This window comes from Streptomyces sp. NBC_00887 (assembly GCF_045207585.1).
Map to the genome: position 1 here is coordinate 5,721,606 of NZ_CP108788.1, position 14,147 is coordinate 5,735,752.

The 14,147-nt window shown below is 71.7% G+C and carries 18 protein-coding genes, 1 tRNA gene and 1 pseudogene; 14 read left to right on the top strand and 6 right to left on the bottom strand.

Translation table 11 applies throughout. The features are described from left to right. Positions 1-9 precede the first annotated feature (9 nt). Positions 10-1,128, top strand: coding sequence for a cobalt-precorrin-5B (C(1))-methyltransferase (locus OG844_RS26140; RefSeq protein WP_406393514.1), 1,119 nt, complete (start codon positions 10-12; stop codon positions 1,126-1,128). 41 nt (positions 1,129-1,169) lie between these two features. Here the strand turns inward: OG844_RS26140 and cobM are convergent, their stop codons facing one another. Both cobM and cbiE read right to left on the bottom strand, forming a co-directional pair. Further along, on the bottom strand, positions 1,170-1,919 hold the full coding sequence (cobM, locus tag OG844_RS26145) for a precorrin-4 C(11)-methyltransferase (RefSeq protein ID WP_406393516.1): 750 nt from the start codon (positions 1,917-1,919) through the stop codon (positions 1,170-1,172). After that, positions 1,916-3,205 (bottom strand): precorrin-6y C5,15-methyltransferase (decarboxylating) subunit CbiE, encoded by a 1,290-nt coding sequence (gene cbiE / locus OG844_RS26150; RefSeq protein WP_406393518.1) that lies wholly within the window; start codon positions 3,203-3,205, stop codon positions 1,916-1,918. Before cbiE ends, cobM begins: the two co-directional genes overlap by 4 nt. 224 nt (positions 3,206-3,429) lie before the next feature. On the opposite strand from cbiE, the gene OG844_RS26155 reads away from it, so the two are divergent. The 3 genes from OG844_RS26155 (at position 3,430) to OG844_RS26165 (ending at position 5,977) form a co-directional block, all read left to right on the top strand. Beyond that, positions 3,430-4,167, top strand: coding sequence for a sensor domain-containing protein (locus OG844_RS26155; protein WP_406393519.1), 738 nt, complete (start codon positions 3,430-3,432; stop codon positions 4,165-4,167). Positions 4,168-4,311: 144 nt separating this feature from the next. Further along, on the top strand, positions 4,312-4,719 hold the full coding sequence (locus OG844_RS26160; protein ID WP_406393521.1) for a YciI family protein: 408 nt from the start codon (positions 4,312-4,314) through the stop codon (positions 4,717-4,719). A 22-nt stretch (positions 4,720-4,741) separates the two neighbouring features. Then, positions 4,742-5,977 (top strand): RNA polymerase sigma factor, encoded by a 1,236-nt coding sequence (locus OG844_RS26165; RefSeq protein ID WP_406393522.1) that lies wholly within the window; start codon positions 4,742-4,744, stop codon positions 5,975-5,977. A gap of 26 nt (positions 5,978-6,003) precedes the next feature. On the opposite strand, the gene OG844_RS26170 is transcribed toward OG844_RS26165, so the two are convergent. Together OG844_RS26170 and OG844_RS26175 are read right to left on the bottom strand one after the other, a co-directional pair. Beyond that, on the bottom strand, positions 6,004-6,405 hold the full coding sequence (locus OG844_RS26170) for a hypothetical protein (protein WP_406393524.1): 402 nt from the start codon (positions 6,403-6,405) through the stop codon (positions 6,004-6,006). 42 nt (positions 6,406-6,447) lie between these two features. Continuing rightward, positions 6,448-6,900, bottom strand: coding sequence for an SDR family oxidoreductase (locus OG844_RS26175; RefSeq protein WP_406393526.1), 453 nt, complete (start codon positions 6,898-6,900; stop codon positions 6,448-6,450). Positions 6,901-6,907: 7 nt separating this feature from the next. On the opposite strand from OG844_RS26175, the gene OG844_RS26180 reads away from it, so the two are divergent. Further along, positions 6,908-7,528, top strand: a complete 621-nt coding sequence (locus tag OG844_RS26180) for an HhH-GPD-type base excision DNA repair protein (RefSeq protein ID WP_406393528.1) — start codon at positions 6,908-6,910, stop codon at positions 7,526-7,528. A 128-nt stretch (positions 7,529-7,656) separates the two neighbouring features. Then, positions 7,657-9,180, top strand: coding sequence for a M28 family metallopeptidase (locus tag OG844_RS26185; RefSeq protein WP_406396259.1), 1,524 nt, complete (start codon positions 7,657-7,659; stop codon positions 9,178-9,180). A gap of 74 nt (positions 9,181-9,254) precedes the next feature. Here the strand turns inward: OG844_RS26185 and OG844_RS26190 are convergent. Further along, positions 9,255-9,582: pseudogene (locus OG844_RS26190) on the bottom strand (helicase HerA-like domain-containing protein); the annotation flags it as partial. A gap of 103 nt (positions 9,583-9,685) precedes the next feature. Between OG844_RS26190 and OG844_RS26195 the strand changes: the two are divergent. Together OG844_RS26195 and OG844_RS26200 are read left to right on the top strand one after the other, a co-directional pair. Beyond that, positions 9,686-9,982, top strand: a complete 297-nt coding sequence (locus tag OG844_RS26195; RefSeq protein ID WP_003955420.1) for a type II toxin-antitoxin system VapB family antitoxin — start codon at positions 9,686-9,688, stop codon at positions 9,980-9,982. Positions 9,983-10,123: 141 nt separating this feature from the next. Further along, positions 10,124-10,723, top strand: coding sequence for a LytR C-terminal domain-containing protein (locus tag OG844_RS26200; protein WP_406396261.1), 600 nt, complete (start codon positions 10,124-10,126; stop codon positions 10,721-10,723). A 13-nt stretch (positions 10,724-10,736) separates the two neighbouring features. Here the strand turns inward: OG844_RS26200 and upp are convergent, their stop codons facing one another. Continuing rightward, on the bottom strand, positions 10,737-11,372 hold the full coding sequence (upp, locus tag OG844_RS26205; protein WP_406393530.1) for a uracil phosphoribosyltransferase: 636 nt from the start codon (positions 11,370-11,372) through the stop codon (positions 10,737-10,739). A 103-nt stretch (positions 11,373-11,475) separates the two neighbouring features. On the opposite strand from upp, the gene OG844_RS26210 reads away from it, so the two are divergent. The 6 genes from OG844_RS26210 (at position 11,476) to OG844_RS26235 (ending at position 14,103) form a co-directional block, all read left to right on the top strand. Then, positions 11,476-11,724: a hypothetical protein gene (locus tag OG844_RS26210; protein ID WP_329208900.1), complete on the top strand. Its 249-nt coding sequence runs from the start codon at positions 11,476-11,478 to the stop codon at positions 11,722-11,724. A gap of 218 nt (positions 11,725-11,942) precedes the next feature. Then, a complete protein-coding gene (locus OG844_RS26215) occupies positions 11,943-12,518 on the top strand; it encodes a hypothetical protein (protein WP_406396262.1) in 576 nt (191 codons plus the stop codon). Positions 12,519-12,599: 81 nt separating this feature from the next. Further along, positions 12,600-13,028, top strand: a complete 429-nt coding sequence (tadA, locus tag OG844_RS26220; protein ID WP_406396264.1) for a tRNA adenosine(34) deaminase TadA — start codon at positions 12,600-12,602, stop codon at positions 13,026-13,028. Between the two features lie 79 nt (positions 13,029-13,107). Continuing rightward, positions 13,108-13,192, top strand: a tRNA-Ser gene (locus OG844_RS26225). A gap of 442 nt (positions 13,193-13,634) precedes the next feature. Next, entirely contained in the window at positions 13,635-13,799 is a 165-nt protein-coding gene (locus OG844_RS26230; protein ID WP_164494166.1) for a hypothetical protein, read from the top strand. 10 nt (positions 13,800-13,809) lie between these two features. Next, a complete protein-coding gene (locus OG844_RS26235; protein WP_406393533.1) occupies positions 13,810-14,103 on the top strand; it encodes a Dabb family protein in 294 nt (97 codons plus the stop codon). Positions 14,104-14,147: the final 44 nt, after the last annotated feature.

Here is a 14,147-nt window from a genome sequence, read left to right on the forward strand (position 1 = left end):
GGTCCATCCATGAGCAGTGAGGCGCAGGGCGGGCGCACCGCCCAACTCAAGCACACCGGTCTGCGGCCCGGATGGACGACCGGCGCCTGTGCGACCGCCGCGGCCACCGCCGCGTACACCGCGCTGCTGACCGGCGAGTTCCCCGATCCCGTGGCCATCACCCTGCCCCGGGGGCAGACCCCGGCCTTCGCGCTCGCGGTGGAGGAGCTCGGCGACGGCTTTGCGACGGCGGGAGTGGTCAAGGACGCGGGCGACGACCCGGACGTGACGCACGGTGCGCTGGTGAGGGCCACCGTGCGGCCGCTCCCGCCGGGGACCGGAGTGGTCTTCCGGGCCGGGCCCGGCGTGGGGACGGTGACGCTCCCGGGGCTGCCGCTCGAAGTGGGGGAGCCCGCGATCAACCCAGTGCCCCGCCAGATGATGCGGGACCACATGGCGCGGGTGGCGGCCGAGCACGGCGGCACCGGCGACGTCGAGATCACGGTCTCGGTGGACGACGGCGAGGAGATCGCACGTTTCACGTGGAACATTCGCCTGGGCATCCTGGGCGGCCTCTCGATCCTGGGTACGACGGGCGTCGTGGTGCCGTACTCCTGCTCGGCCTGGATCGACTCGATCCGCCGCGGGGTGGACGTCGCACGAGCGGCCGGGCACACCCATGTGGCGGGGTGCACGGGCTCGACCTCGGAGAAGACGGTGGTGACCGAGTACGGGCTGCCGGAGATCGCCCTCCTGGACATGGGGGACTTCGTGGGGGCGGTACTCAAGTACGTGCGCCGGCATCCGGTGGAGCGGCTGACGGTCTGCGGCGGGTTCGCCAAGCTGTCCAAGCTCGCCGCGGGTCACCTGGACCTGCACTCGGGCCGCTCCCAGGTCGACAAGATCTTCCTGGCCGGGCTGGCACGGCAGGGCGGGGCGAGCGAGGCGCTGGCAGCCGAGATCGAGGTCGCCAACACCGGCCTGGCCGCGCTGCAGTTGTGCGCGGCGGCCGGTGTGCCGCTGGGCGACCTGGTGGCCGTGGCCGCGCGGGACCAGGCGCTGTCCGTGCTGCGGGGAGCACCCGTGGCGGTGGACGTGATCTGCATCGACCGCGCGGGGACGGTGGTGGGGCGGAGCGAGGTGAGGTGACCGGGGGCCGTCAGCCCGCGGTACTCGCCGAACAGGGTGGGTCAGCAGGTGTGGCGGTCCCGGGCAGGGGAGTAGAGGTGGCTGTCACGGAACTGCTCCGCTCCCAGCGTCCGACCCACCATGATCACCGCGGTCCGGATCACCCCCGCCGCCTTGACCTGCTCCGCGATGGAGTCCAGTGATCCGCGCAGGATGATCTCGTCCGGGCGCGAGGCCATGGCCACCACGGCCGCGGGGCAGTCGGCCCCGTAGTGCGGCAGCAGCTCGTCGACGACCCGGTCCACGTACCGCGCCGCGAGGTGCAGCACGATCAGCGCGCCGCTCCGGCCCAGCGTGGCCAGGTCCTCGCCCTCGGGCATCGCGGTCGCGCGCTGGGCGATCCGGGTGAGGATGACGGTCTGGCCGACCGTGGGCACCGTCAGCTCCCGCTTCAGCGCGGCGGCGGCCGCGGCGAACGCGGGCACCCCGGGCACCACGTCGTACGGCACGCCCGCCTCGTCGAGGCGCCGCATCTGCTCGTTGACCGCGCTGAAGACCGAGGGGTCGCCCGAGTGCAGCCGGGCGACGTCGTGACCGTCGGCGTGGGCGCGGACCAGTTCGGCGGTGATCTGGTCGATGTCCAGGTCGGCGGTGTCCACGAGCCGGGCGTCCGGCGGGCATTCGGCGAGCAGCTCGCGCGGCACCAGACTGCCCGCGTACAGGCAGACGGGACTGGCGGCGAGAACGCGCGCGCCGCGCACCGTGATCAGGTCTGCGGCGCCGGGGCCCGCGCCGATGAAGTGCACGGTCATCTGTTGTCTCCTGAGGCGTGTGAGTCGGGCGAGGCTTTGCGTACGGACCACTGCGTCACGGGCATCGCCTGGCGCCACCCGGTGAACCCGCCGACCGGCACCGCGTGTGCCACCGCGAGCCGCACCAGGTCGCCGCCGTGCAGCCGGTACCGCTCGGCGAGCAGCGCCTCCGACTCCAGCGTGACCGTGTTGGCGACCAGCCGGCCGCCCGGAGGCAACGCGTCCCAGCAGGCGTCGAGCAGGCCGGGCACGGTGAGCCCGCCTCCGATGAACACGGCGTCGGGGACGGGCAGTCCGGCGAGGACGCCCGGCGCCCGGCCGGTGACCACGCGCAGGGCGGGGACTCCGAGCCGGTCCGCGTTGCGGGCGATGCGCAGGGCGCGCACGGGGTCGCGCTCCACGGTCACCGCACGGCAGGACGGATGGGTCCGCAGCCATTCGACGGCGATCGATCCGGAGCCGCCGCCGATGTCCCAGAGGAATTCACCGGGGGCGGGCGCGAGTACGCCGAGCGTGGCGGCCCGTACATGGCGCTTCGTGAGCTGGCCGTCGTGTTCGTACGCCTCGTCGGGCAGGCCCGGTACGGCGCCGATGCGCAGGGCGTCCGGCGTGGAGCGGCACTCCACGGCGATGATGTTGAGGGGGTCGCCGGGCTCTCGCGCCCAGGTGTCCGCGGTGCCGTCCACACAGTCCTCGCGCTCGCCGCCGAGCTGTTCGAGCACCCGCATCCGGCTTGGCCCGAAGCCGTGTTCCCGCAGGAGTGCGGCCACGGCGGCCGGAGTGGCGGCGTCCGCGCTGAGGACGAGCAGCCGACGCCCGTCGTGCAGGGCGGCGGCCAGCCGGGCCGTGGGACGGCCCACCAGGGTGACGACCTCGGTGTCCTCCAGCGGCCAGCCGAGCCGGGCGCAGGCGTAGGAGGTCGACGACGGGTGCGGCAGGACGTGCAGCGCCCCTGGGCCGAGCTCCTCGGTGAGCGCCCGGCCGATGCCGTAGAACATGGGATCGCCGCTGGCCAGTACGGCGATCCGGCTCCCCTCATGGGCGGCGAACAGGCCGCGCACGGCGGGCCGCAGCGGCGACGGCCAGGGCACGCGCCGGCCCCCGCAGTCGGGCGGGAGCAGCCGCAACTGGCGCTCACCGCCGATCAGTACCTCGGCGTCCAGGAGCGCGGAGCGTGCCGTGTCCGGCAGGCCCGCCCATCCGTCGGCACCGATGCCCACCACGCTCACGACACGCGCGTCGGACGGGAGCTGCGGGGCGGGTGGTTCGGATGGTGCGGGGGACACGGCCGGTACCTCGGTGTTCGGGGGATGACGCTGCCGAACTCTACTGTCCGGTCCGGTCCGCGGCCCGGCCAGGTCGGACGACCGCCCACCGCGATCCCCCGGGGCGCCCGGGGGGCAGCCCCACCCCCAACCGGCCTGGTCACCCCATGCCGTTGGGGGCGCGGATCCACGAGTGTGGAGCGCGTCAGCACGGAGCATCCCCACCCGATGATGTCGAGGCCGCCATGACCACCAGCACCCTCCCGCGCACCACAGCACCGTCCACCGCCGACGCGCCCGTCGCGCGGGCCACGAGGACCGCACCCCCGACGGCGTTCCGGCGCGGCCCGTTCGCCGCCGCCACGTACCGGGAGATCGGTTACGCGCTGACCTCGCTGCCGATCGCCATCGGCGGATTCGTCCTCTCCGTGACCCTGTTCCCGCTCGGCGCCGGGCTCTCCCTCACGGTGCTCGGCCTGCCTGTCCTGGCCGCCCTGCTCGCCGCCGCACGCGGCCTCGGTGCCGCCGAGCGGCGACGGGCGGGCGCGCTGCTCGGCCTGGACGTCACAGGGCCGGCAGACATCCCCGCAGCGCAGCGGCCCGGCTGGTGGGCGGGCGTCCAGGCCCGGCTGACGGACCCGGCGGGCTGGAAGGCGCTGCTCTTCCAGGTCGTCATGTTTCCGTGGCGGGTGGCGAGCTTCTGCCTGACGCTGACCTTCCTGATCACCGGATGGACGGTCGCGCTCTACCCGCTGTACGCCTGGGTCTTCCCCCGGTACGTGGGCTGGTCCGGGTACCAGGTCTTCGACTACACCTCGGACGGCGTCCGCCACCAGTACTACCTCTCCTCCCCCCTGCAGATCGCCGCGGCCTCCCTCCTCGGCCTCGTGATCGTCTTCCTCACCCCGAAGCTCGTCCGCGCCCTCACGAACGTCGACCGCGCGGCGGTGCGCGCGCTGCTCGGCCGGAACCGGGCGCGGTAGGGCGCGGCGCGCCTGCCGCCGGGCCGCACCTGCTGGAGTGATTCCGGAAAACCCTCCGCGTGGTGTCGAGAACCCGTCCGCGGCTCCGACGTCCCCTGTGAGAGTTGCCCATGAGGGGCAGCACAGCCGCCGAGGGAGCGAATCATGAAGTACCTGGTGATGGTGCAGGGATCCCAGGCCGACTACGAGGCGATGCGCGGCAAGGCGTCCGCGAGCAGCCCGGCCTGGAACGAGCAGGACGTGAAGGCGATGTTCGCCTTCATGGAAGGAATCAACAACGACCTCGCCGAGTCCGGTGAGATGGTGGACGGCCAGGGACTGGTCGAGCCCGCGAAGACCCGTTTCGTGAGCGCGGGCGCCGACGGACAGCCGGTGATCTCCGACGGTCCGTACGGGGAGACCAAGGAGCTCCTGGCCGGGTACTGGGTGCTCGACTGCGAGAGCCTGGAGCGGGTGACCGAGATCGCGGCACGCATCGCGCTCTGTCCGCAGCCCGAGGGCGCTCCCGAGTACCCCGTGGTGATCCGCCCGATCGACTCGGGCGGTGCCTGAGGAACCTGGTCGGAGGTGACGAGTGGACCGTAGGACGACGGACGTCGAGGGCCTGCTGCGCCGGCACGCGCCGCAGGTCCTCGGCGCGCTCGTGCGCCGGTACGGACACTTCGACGCCGCCGAGGACGCCGTACAGGAAGCACTCCTCGCGGCGGCGCAGCAGTGGCCGGAGCAGGGGCTGCCGGACAACCCCCGCGGCTGGCTCATCAGGATCGCGTCCCGGCGACTGACCGACCAGCTGCGCAGCGACTCCGCCCGGCACCGGCGCGAGAGGACGGCGGCAGCGCTCACCCCGCGGGACGCGTTCACCGCCCCGCCGCCCGGGGAGAGCCGGGCGCCGTCCGAGGACGACACCCTCACCCTGCTCTTCCTGTGCTGCCACCCGGAGCTGACTCCCGCCGCTCAGGTCGCGCTCACCCTGCGCGCCGTCGGCGGCCTCACCACGGCCGAGATCGCCCGGGCCCACCTGGTGACCGAGGCGACGATGGCCCAGAGGATCAGCCGGGCCAAACAGAAGGTCCGGGGTGCACCGTTCCGCCAGCCTGGGCCCGCCGACCGCGATCTGCGGCTCGCCGCCGTGCTGCAGGTGCTCTATCTGATCTTCAACGAGGGGTACACGGCGACCTCCGGGAGCGACCTGCACCGCGCGGACCTCGCCCGCGAGGCGATCCGGCTGACGCGTTCCGTACGGGGGCTCCTGCCCAGGGAGGGCCGGGTGGCCGGCCTGCTGGCGCTGATGCTGCTCACCGAGGCCCGCAGCGCGGCCCGCAGCGGCCCGGACGGGCAGCTGATCCCGCTCGACGAGCAGGACCGCACCCGGTGGGACCGTGCCGCGATCGCGGAGGGCGCCGCCCTGGTGGAGCAGGCGCTGTCCGAGGGTCCCGCGGGGTCCTACCAGCTGCAGGCGGCGATCGCGGCACTGCACTGCGAGGCGGAGCGCGCCGAGGACACCGACTGGCCGCAGATCCTCGCGCTGTACGACATCCTCGTGGCCGGCGCCCCGGACCCCATGGCCGGGCTCGGCCGCGCGGTGGCCGTCGCCATGGTGCACGGCCCCCGGGCCGGGCTGGCGGAAGTGGACGCGCTGAGCGACCGGCTGGCCGGTAACCACCGGCTGGACGCCGTACGGGCCCACCTGCTGGAGAAGGCCGGAGACCGCGAGGGGGCACGGGCCGCCTACCGGCTGGCCGCCGACCGCACGCTCAGCGCACCGGAGGTCCGCTACCTGCAGATGCGCGCCGCACGCCTGCAGCCCTGAAGCCCAGCGGCCCGGCGCCCCGGCCCTCAGTCCCGGAGCTCCCGCTCCTCGAGCCAGGCCGCGAACGTCGTCGTGCCGGTCACGTCCGGCCGTTCCGTGGTCAGCGCACCGGACCGGACAGCCCTGCCCACCGCGCCCGGCAGCACCAACGGCACGATCCGCGCGCGGCTGCCCGTGACCGAACGCCACTGCCGGGCGAGGTCCCGGACATCGGCGGTCTCGGGTCCGGCCACCTCGACACGGGCCCGGAGCGCGGGCCCCCCGGCGGCATCGGCCACCGCCACGGCCACCGCCACGGCCACCTCCGCGGACGCCACGGTCCGCAGGGGCATCCCGGGCAGGACCAGCACTCCGAAGCGGGCCATCGGCGCGAACAGCCCGGCCACCAGCTCGTGGAACTGCGTCGCCCGCACCAGGGTCCAGTCCACCGGCCCCTCCTCCACCACCCGTTCCTGCGCGGCCTTCGCCCTTTAGTACCCGAAGGGGACGCGCTCGCAGCCGACGACGGAGACACATACGTGGTGGCGGACCCCGGCGGCCTCCTCTGCGGCCAGCAGGCGCCGCGACCCCTCGACGAGCGTCTGCGCCGCACCCTTCGGGGAGGTGCTGTTACTGGCGTCCACCACGACGTCACAACCTTCCAGCGCCCTGTCCAGGCCCTCCCCCGTGGTCAGGTCGACGCGGTACTCCTGCGAGCGACGGCTGAGCACCCGCACCCGGTGACCGCGCGAGCGCAGCGTGCCGACGATCCCCCGGCCCAGGGTCCCGGTCCGCCGGCGACGGCAATGGTCAGCTTCTCGTCGACGTTCATGCTCCGAGAACGGACGGCGCTCCGGGAAGGTGGCATCCCCCGCGCCCCGGAGGTCTCCGGGCTCCCCGCCCGGCCCGCTGGACTCGCCGATCCCCGCCGCTCTGGCGATCATCGTAGATATGACCAAGAGCAACGACGGCAAGGACTTCACGGTGCGGATCGCCCAGCAGTCCGACGCGGACGAGCTCCTCGGACGCAGTCCGCTCGCAGCCCTCGTCGGCATGCTGCTGGACCAGCAGGTCCCCATGGAGTGGGCGTTCACCGGCCCGTACACCCTGGCCGGGCGCATGGGCTCGGACGATCTGGACGCGCACGAGATCGCCGCCTACGACCCGGAGGCGTTCACGGAACTCTTCACCTCCAAACCCGCCCTGCACCGCTATCCCGGCTCCATGGCCAAGCGGGTGCAGCAACTGTGCCAGTTCCTGGTGGCGGAGTACGGCGGAGAGGCGAGCACCGTCTGGGAGGGCGCCGGTACGGGCGCCGAGCTGCTGGAACGCCTCAACGCGCTGCCCGGGTTCGGCACCCAGAAGGCGCAGATCTTCCTGGCTCTGCTCGGCAAGCGGTTCGACGTCCGCCCGACCGGATGGCGGGAGGCGGCAGGTCCGTACGGGGAGGCGGGCTCGCACCGCTCCGTCGCCGACATCACCGGACCCGACTCGCTCGCCGAGGTGCGTGCGTACAAGCAGGAAGCGAAGGCGGCGGCCAGAGCGGCGAAGGCGACGGGACGGGCCAAGTGATCACGAACGGGCCACACAAGCGATCACAACCGGCGCCTGCGGTTCACAGATGCCGGACCACTCGCTAGCTTTCACGCACATCCGTTCGCATCGGAAGGACTCCTGTGCACGCAACTCGTCGCAGAGCCATGGCGGTTGTGGCCGCCACCGCCCTGGCCACACCGCTCCTCCTCGCCGCTTCCCCGCACCAGGGCCACGCACCCCACGACCCGGCCAAGGACGCCGCCAAGCTGTCGCGGACCCTGGTCAAGAACTCGTCCGCGAAGGACGCCCACCGGCACCTGGAGCAGTTCCAGGCGATAGCCGACTCGGCGGACGGCCACCGCGCGGCCGGCTCGCCGGGCCACGACGCCTCCGCCGCCTACGTCTACCGGCAGCTCCAGAAGGCCGGTTACGAGGTCGGCTACCAGGCCTTCGACTTCGTCTACACCGAGACGCTGGCCGAGAAGCTCTCCGTGGTCTCACCCACGCCCCGTGACATCTCCATCAAGGCGATGACGTACACGAAGTCCACGAAGGAGGGCGGGGTCCGCGCGGCCCTCGTCGCCGTTCCGGTCGACGCCACCACCGGCTGCGAGGCGGCCGACTACGCCTCCGCGACCTTCACCGGCAAGATCGCGCTGATCAAGCGCGGCGGCTGCTCCTTCGCCGTGAAGCAGGCGGCGGCGGGTGTCGCGGGCGCGGCGGGCGCGGTGATCTACAACAACACCGAAGGCGTGCTCTCCGGCACCCTCGGGGACGTCGAGTCGGGGAAGATCCCCACCGGCGGACTCCTCCAGGCAGAGGGCGAGAAGCTCGTCGCGGACCTGGCCAAGGGCGAGGTGACGGTCGACTTCGAGATCCGTGAGTTCCAGGAGGAGCGCACCACCCGCAACGTCGTCGCGGAGACCCGCCGCGGGAACCCGGCGAAGACCGTCATGCTCGGCGCGCACCTCGACTCGGTCACCGACGGCCCCGGCATCAACGACAACGGATCCGGCTCGGCCGGACTCCTCGAAGTCGCCCTGGAACTCGCCAAGTCCCACAAGCAGCCCGCCAACAAGGTGCGGTTCGCCTGGTGGTCGGCGGAGGAGAACGGCCTGCTGGGCTCGGAGGCGTACGTCGCGAAGCTCTCCGAGGAGCAGCGCAAGCAGGTCGCGATGTACCTCAACTTCGACATGATCGCCTCGCCGAACGGTGTGCAGTTCGTCTTCGACGGCGACAACTCCGACAACGTCGGCGAGGGCCCCGGCCCCGAGGGTTCCGCCCAACTGGAGCGTGACATCAACCAGTTCCTGGACGGTAAGGCCAAGCCCCACACCGGCACGGACTTCACCGGACGTTCCGACTACGGGCCGTTCATCGAGGCCGGCATCCCGTCCGGCGGTACGGACACGGGCGCCGAGGGCATCAAGACGGCCGACCAGGCGAAGACGTTCGGCGGCACGGCCGGCGTCGCGTACGACCCGTGCTACCACGCGGCCTGTGACGACCTGGACAACATCGACATGGCGCACTTCGACACCAACATCGATGTGATCGCCAACGCCGTGGGCACCTACGCCTACGACCTGCGCTCCCTGACCCGCCCGGTCCCGTCGGCCCCCAGCACCGGTGAGCCCGGCAGCGGCGGCGGACTGCGCGAGGGACACGCGCACGGCGTCACCGAGTAATCCGGACCGCTCCCTCACGCCGCAGGCGGCGGGCTCCGCTCACCGCCTGCGGTGTGACGTGCCGAGGAGCGACCGCGAGATCTCCCGCCCGACCTGCGTCGTCCGGGTGCGGAGATGCCGGAGACGTCGCCCTTGATGTCGGCGAGGAAGACCGGCGCCCCGTTCGCCGACAGCTGCTCGGCGATCAGCTGGAGGGTCTTCGTCTTCCCGGTGCCCGTGGCGCCCGCCATGAGGCCGTGCCGGTTGAGCATGCCCGGAGGGATACGGATCCGCGCACCGGGAAGGGCCGCACCGTCCCGGATGAGCGCGCCGAGTTCGAGCGCGGCACCGGGAGACCGCGTACCCGGCGGCGATGTCCTGAGCCTGCTGCGGCAGTGCGCTCCCGCTCTCGCTCCCAGTCATGGCAGCCCCTGTTCCGGTTTCACCCTGTTCCTTGCGGTTTGGCAAGCATCGCGGTCCCGTCCCGTGGCTGCGCCCGGAGGTCCTTGCCCGGTAGGCTTTCCGTGTGATCTTCAAGCGCATCGGAAATGGGCGGCCATATCCTGACCACGGCCGGGAAAGCACCCGACAGTGGGCGGATGTCGCGCCGCGCCCGGTCCGCCTCGACCAGCTGGTGACCACCAAGGGACAGCTGGACCTCGAGACCCTGCTCGCCGAGGACTCCACGTTCTACGGCGACCTGTTCGCGCACGTCGTGAAGTGGCAGGGCGACCTCTACCTCGAGGACGGGCTGCACCGCGCCGTGCGCGCCGCGCTGCAGCAGCGCCAGGTGCTGCACGCACGCGTCCTCGAACTCGGCTGACCGCGCCACTCCCACCCGTGGCCCATTTCCGGCCTTTCGAGTGCTTTTATGCACATACGGGTGCCATCTGTTGATCGTTTAGTAGGCATCATCACCAGGTCGCACTACGCTGCGCCCATGAGCATGCTGACCCCTCCCGGCATGGGCGGAAAGTACCGCATCACGGGCAACACCTACCCGCGCATGCGCCGCCCCCGTCATCGCCGCAGGCTCGTCCTGTCGGCCGTCGCTGCCGTTGCGGCCCTCGGTCTGGCCGGATGGGGCACGCTACAGCTCATCGATGTCTTCACCGGTGGCGACGGACGGGCGAACGCGGCCGAGCGCACGAAGGCCTGCCCCTCGCCGACGGCTTCGGCACCCGCCAAGGCGCTCCCCAAGCCGGCCACCATCAAGGTCAACATCTACAACGCGACGCCGCGCAGCGGGCTCGCCAAGGCCGCCGCCGACGAACTGAAGAAGCGCGGCTTCACCATCGGCAAGGTGGGCAACGCCACGGCCGCGTACGACAAGAAGGTACCGGGCACCGCACTTCTGCTCGGCGCCCCGACGGCGGCCGACGGTTCCTTCCCGGTGCTCGGCACGCAGCTGCCCGGGGTCGTACAGAAGACCGACGCCCGCCGGACGGCGGACGTCGATCTGATCATCGGTACGAAGTTCAAGGCGTTCAGCACGCCCGCGGCGGCCGCCTCCGCGCTCACCGCCCTGACGAAGCCCGCCCCGGCTCCGTCCGCCTGCCGGTGACCGGCCGGCCCCGTCAGTCGACGGTGCCGTACATCCGGTCGCCGGCGTCGCCGAGCCCCGGCACGATGTAGCCGTTCTCGTTGAGCCGCTCGTCGACCGAGGCGGTGACCACCGTGACCGGCGCGCCGGCCAGCTCGCGCTCCATGACCTCGACGCCCTCGGGCGCCGCGAGCAGCACGACCGCGGTGACGTCGTCCGCGCCGCGCCTGATCAGTTCCCTGATGGCCGCGACGAGCGTGCCACCGGTGGCCAGCATCGGGTCCAGGACGTAGACCTGACGCCCTGAGAGGTCCTCGGGCATCCGCGTCGCGTACGTCTCCGCCTGGAGCGTCTCCTCGTTGCGGATCATGCCCAGGAAGCCGACCTCGGCGGTCGGGAGCAGCCGCACCATGCCGTCCAGCATGCCGAGACCGGCGCGCAGGATCGGCACGACCAGGGGTCGCGGGTACGACAGCTTCACGCCGGTCGTGGCGGTCACCGGGGTCTCGATGTCGACCTGCTCGGTCCGCACATCCCTGGTGGCCTCGTACGCGAGGAGGGTGACCAGCTCGTCGGCGAGCCGCCGGAAGGTCGGGGAGTCGGTGCGCTTGTCGCGCAGCGTGGTGAGTTTGTGCGCGACCAGCGGGTGGTCGACGACGTGGATCCGCATGCCGTCAACAGTAGCGGGGCCCCGGACGGGCTTCCCGCACGTCTGCACTGGCATCAAGCACCTGTTCGGGGGGAAGGTGGGGGCATACGGACCCAGGCTTGGGGTGGTGTGTCGATTGCCCGACGGGGAGCAGCGGAAACAGCGGCAGGCCGGACGCGACGCGCGCGACCTGCCCGACGTGCAGGAGAACGTGCCGGACGCGCAGGAGAGTGACGCGGCGCGCCGGAGGCGCCGGGTGCAGTTCCTCCGTGAGCTCCATGAGGCGAAGCAGCTCCGCGACCGGGTCCAACCCCGCCGCGCCCGCGCGGCCCGTATGCGCCAACAGATGCGGATGCGCACGTTCCGCTGGTGACCACCCGCCGTCCGGGCCTCCACACCCCTCCCTGGACGCCCGCGAGGAGACCGCCGCCGAGCAGGCACTCCCGGAACTCATGGCCGACGCAACGGTCGAAGACGTCTCGCTTCGCGCTCGTTTCTGCCACGATGCCGATTGGGCGGGGCCCAGAGCAGCCGGAAGACCGTCTGCCCTCCCGTCGGACCGATTCACCTATGACCAGTGGGAGAGTCACGGTGTACTTCGCCGCACTGCTCGCGCGCACCGAAGACGGGTGGGAAGCGAGCGATACAGAGCTCGACGATGTGGAAACCCTGTCCGACCTGACAGATCTGGCCCGAGAGGCCTCGGTGGACGAGGACACGGTCCTGGTCTACATCGAGCAGGAGGACGCCTGGTTCGGCGTCGTCCGGGTGGACGGTGAGGAGGACCCCCGTATCTACATCTCGGACGCGTCCACCGCCGCCCGCTCCTCGTACGGGGAGATCCTGCTCACCGATGAACTGCTCGGCCGCGAACCGGGGGCCGACGACGAGATCGCCGCACTCGAGGAACTCGTGGACCTCGACGGTACGGAGGACGGCGAACCGGACGAAGCCGAGGACAGCGCCGACGGCCGGGGCGGCGCCGCTGTCGCCGACCCCGGCCTGGACCACGACCCCGACGCCGTACCGGCGGGGCCACTCGGAGATCTCGGGGTCCTCGCCGACCTCGGGCTGTCCGAGAAGCAGTTGCTGACCCTGCGCACCGACGCGCTGGCGGAGATCGCGGACGCGCTCGGCGCGGCCGAGGTCCTGGAGACCGTCCGTTAGGGTCCGCGGGTGAACGCACCACCACCCCCGCCCTCCTCACCGCCTCCCTCCGATCCCGTACGGGACCCGTGGCAGGCACCCATGCGCCATGCCCTGGACGAGGCAGCGCAGGCGGCGCTGGCCGGCGATGTGCCGGTCGGCGCCGTTGTCCTGGGTCCGGACGGCGCCCTGCTCGCCACCGGCCACAACGAGCGCGAGGCGACGGGCGACCCGACCGCGCACGCCGAGGTCCTCGCGCTGCGCCGCGCCTCAGCCGCTCTCGGCGCCTGGCGGCTGACCGGCTGCACGCTGGTGGTCACCCTGGAGCCCTGCACCATGTGCGCGGGCGCCCTCGTGCAGTCCCGGATCGGCCGCGTGGTCTACGGGGCACGGGACGAGAAGGCCGGCGCCGCCGGTTCGCTCTGGGACGTCGTACGGGACCGTCGGCTCAACCACCGCCCCGAGGTGATCCACGGGGTGCTGGAGGACGCCTGTGCGGCCCAGCTGACAGCCTTCTTCCGCGAGCGCTGACCCTGTCGCGCACGCGCTCGGGCCGGGCGGCGGGAATCTGATTTCGAACCATGGCCCGGGATGGTCTAAGCTCTCTCTCGGTAGCGTGTCCGAGCGGCCGAAGGAGCTCGCCTCGAAAGCGAGTGTGGGGAAACTCACCGAGGGTTCAAATCCCTCCGCTACCGCTCTTACGAAGGGCCCGGCGCAGTGCGCCGGGCCCTTCGGGCGTTTCTCGCGCAGGACATGACCGTGGCCCCGGCTCGGAAGCCGGGGCCACAGTCATGTCGCGCATCAGGTTCGAGGTCGGGGGAAGCGGCATCGGGGGGACAAGCCGCTTCCCCCGGTGAGAACAGGGACCAGGGGCCCTCGCCGCGGTCAGGGGGGAAGTCTCGCGGTGTGGACCCCGGAAGGTCCTGTTCCTCGGCCCGCACGTTTCGGTTGCATCCGGCGGGCTCGCTTCCCATCCTGCCTCCCGGCAGAAGCCGCAGCCGGGGGCAAAGGGCCCGGATCGGAGGGTCCTTCGTCCTTAAAAGCCACATCAGTGATCGGAAACAGCCAGCGGATACGGCCAAACGTGCGGCTAGAATCACCCGACTGCACAGGTGATCGAAAGGGAGAGGCGGGGCTGTGGTGCAAGCGAAGAAGATCGCGCTCTACTTGATTGTGGTCTTCGTGCTGTACACGATCATCACGTCTCCCGCCCGGGCCGCCGACCTCGTCCAGGTCGGTTTCGAAGGCGTCTCGAGCGCCGCACAGGGCGTGGGGGATTTCATGTCCGAGCTCGTGAAGTAGGAGAACCCCCATGATCCGCCACCTGGTCCTGTTCAAGCTGAACGACGGCGTGGAACGGGACGATCCGCGGGTCGTCGCGGGCGTACAGGCCTTCCGCGCGCTCGAGGGAACGATCCCCGAGCTGGAGTTCTGGGAGTGCGCCTGGAACATCACCGACCGGCCGATCGCGTACGACTTCGCCATCAACTCGGCGGTCGCGGACGAGGACTCCCTGAAGCGCTACATCGAGCACCCGGCACATCAGGCGGCTGCCGGACAGTGGCGTGAATTCGCCACTTGGGTGATTGCCGACTACCCGTTCTGACGCGTTTCCCCCTTTCGGCCCTTCGAGCCCTTCACCTTTCAGGA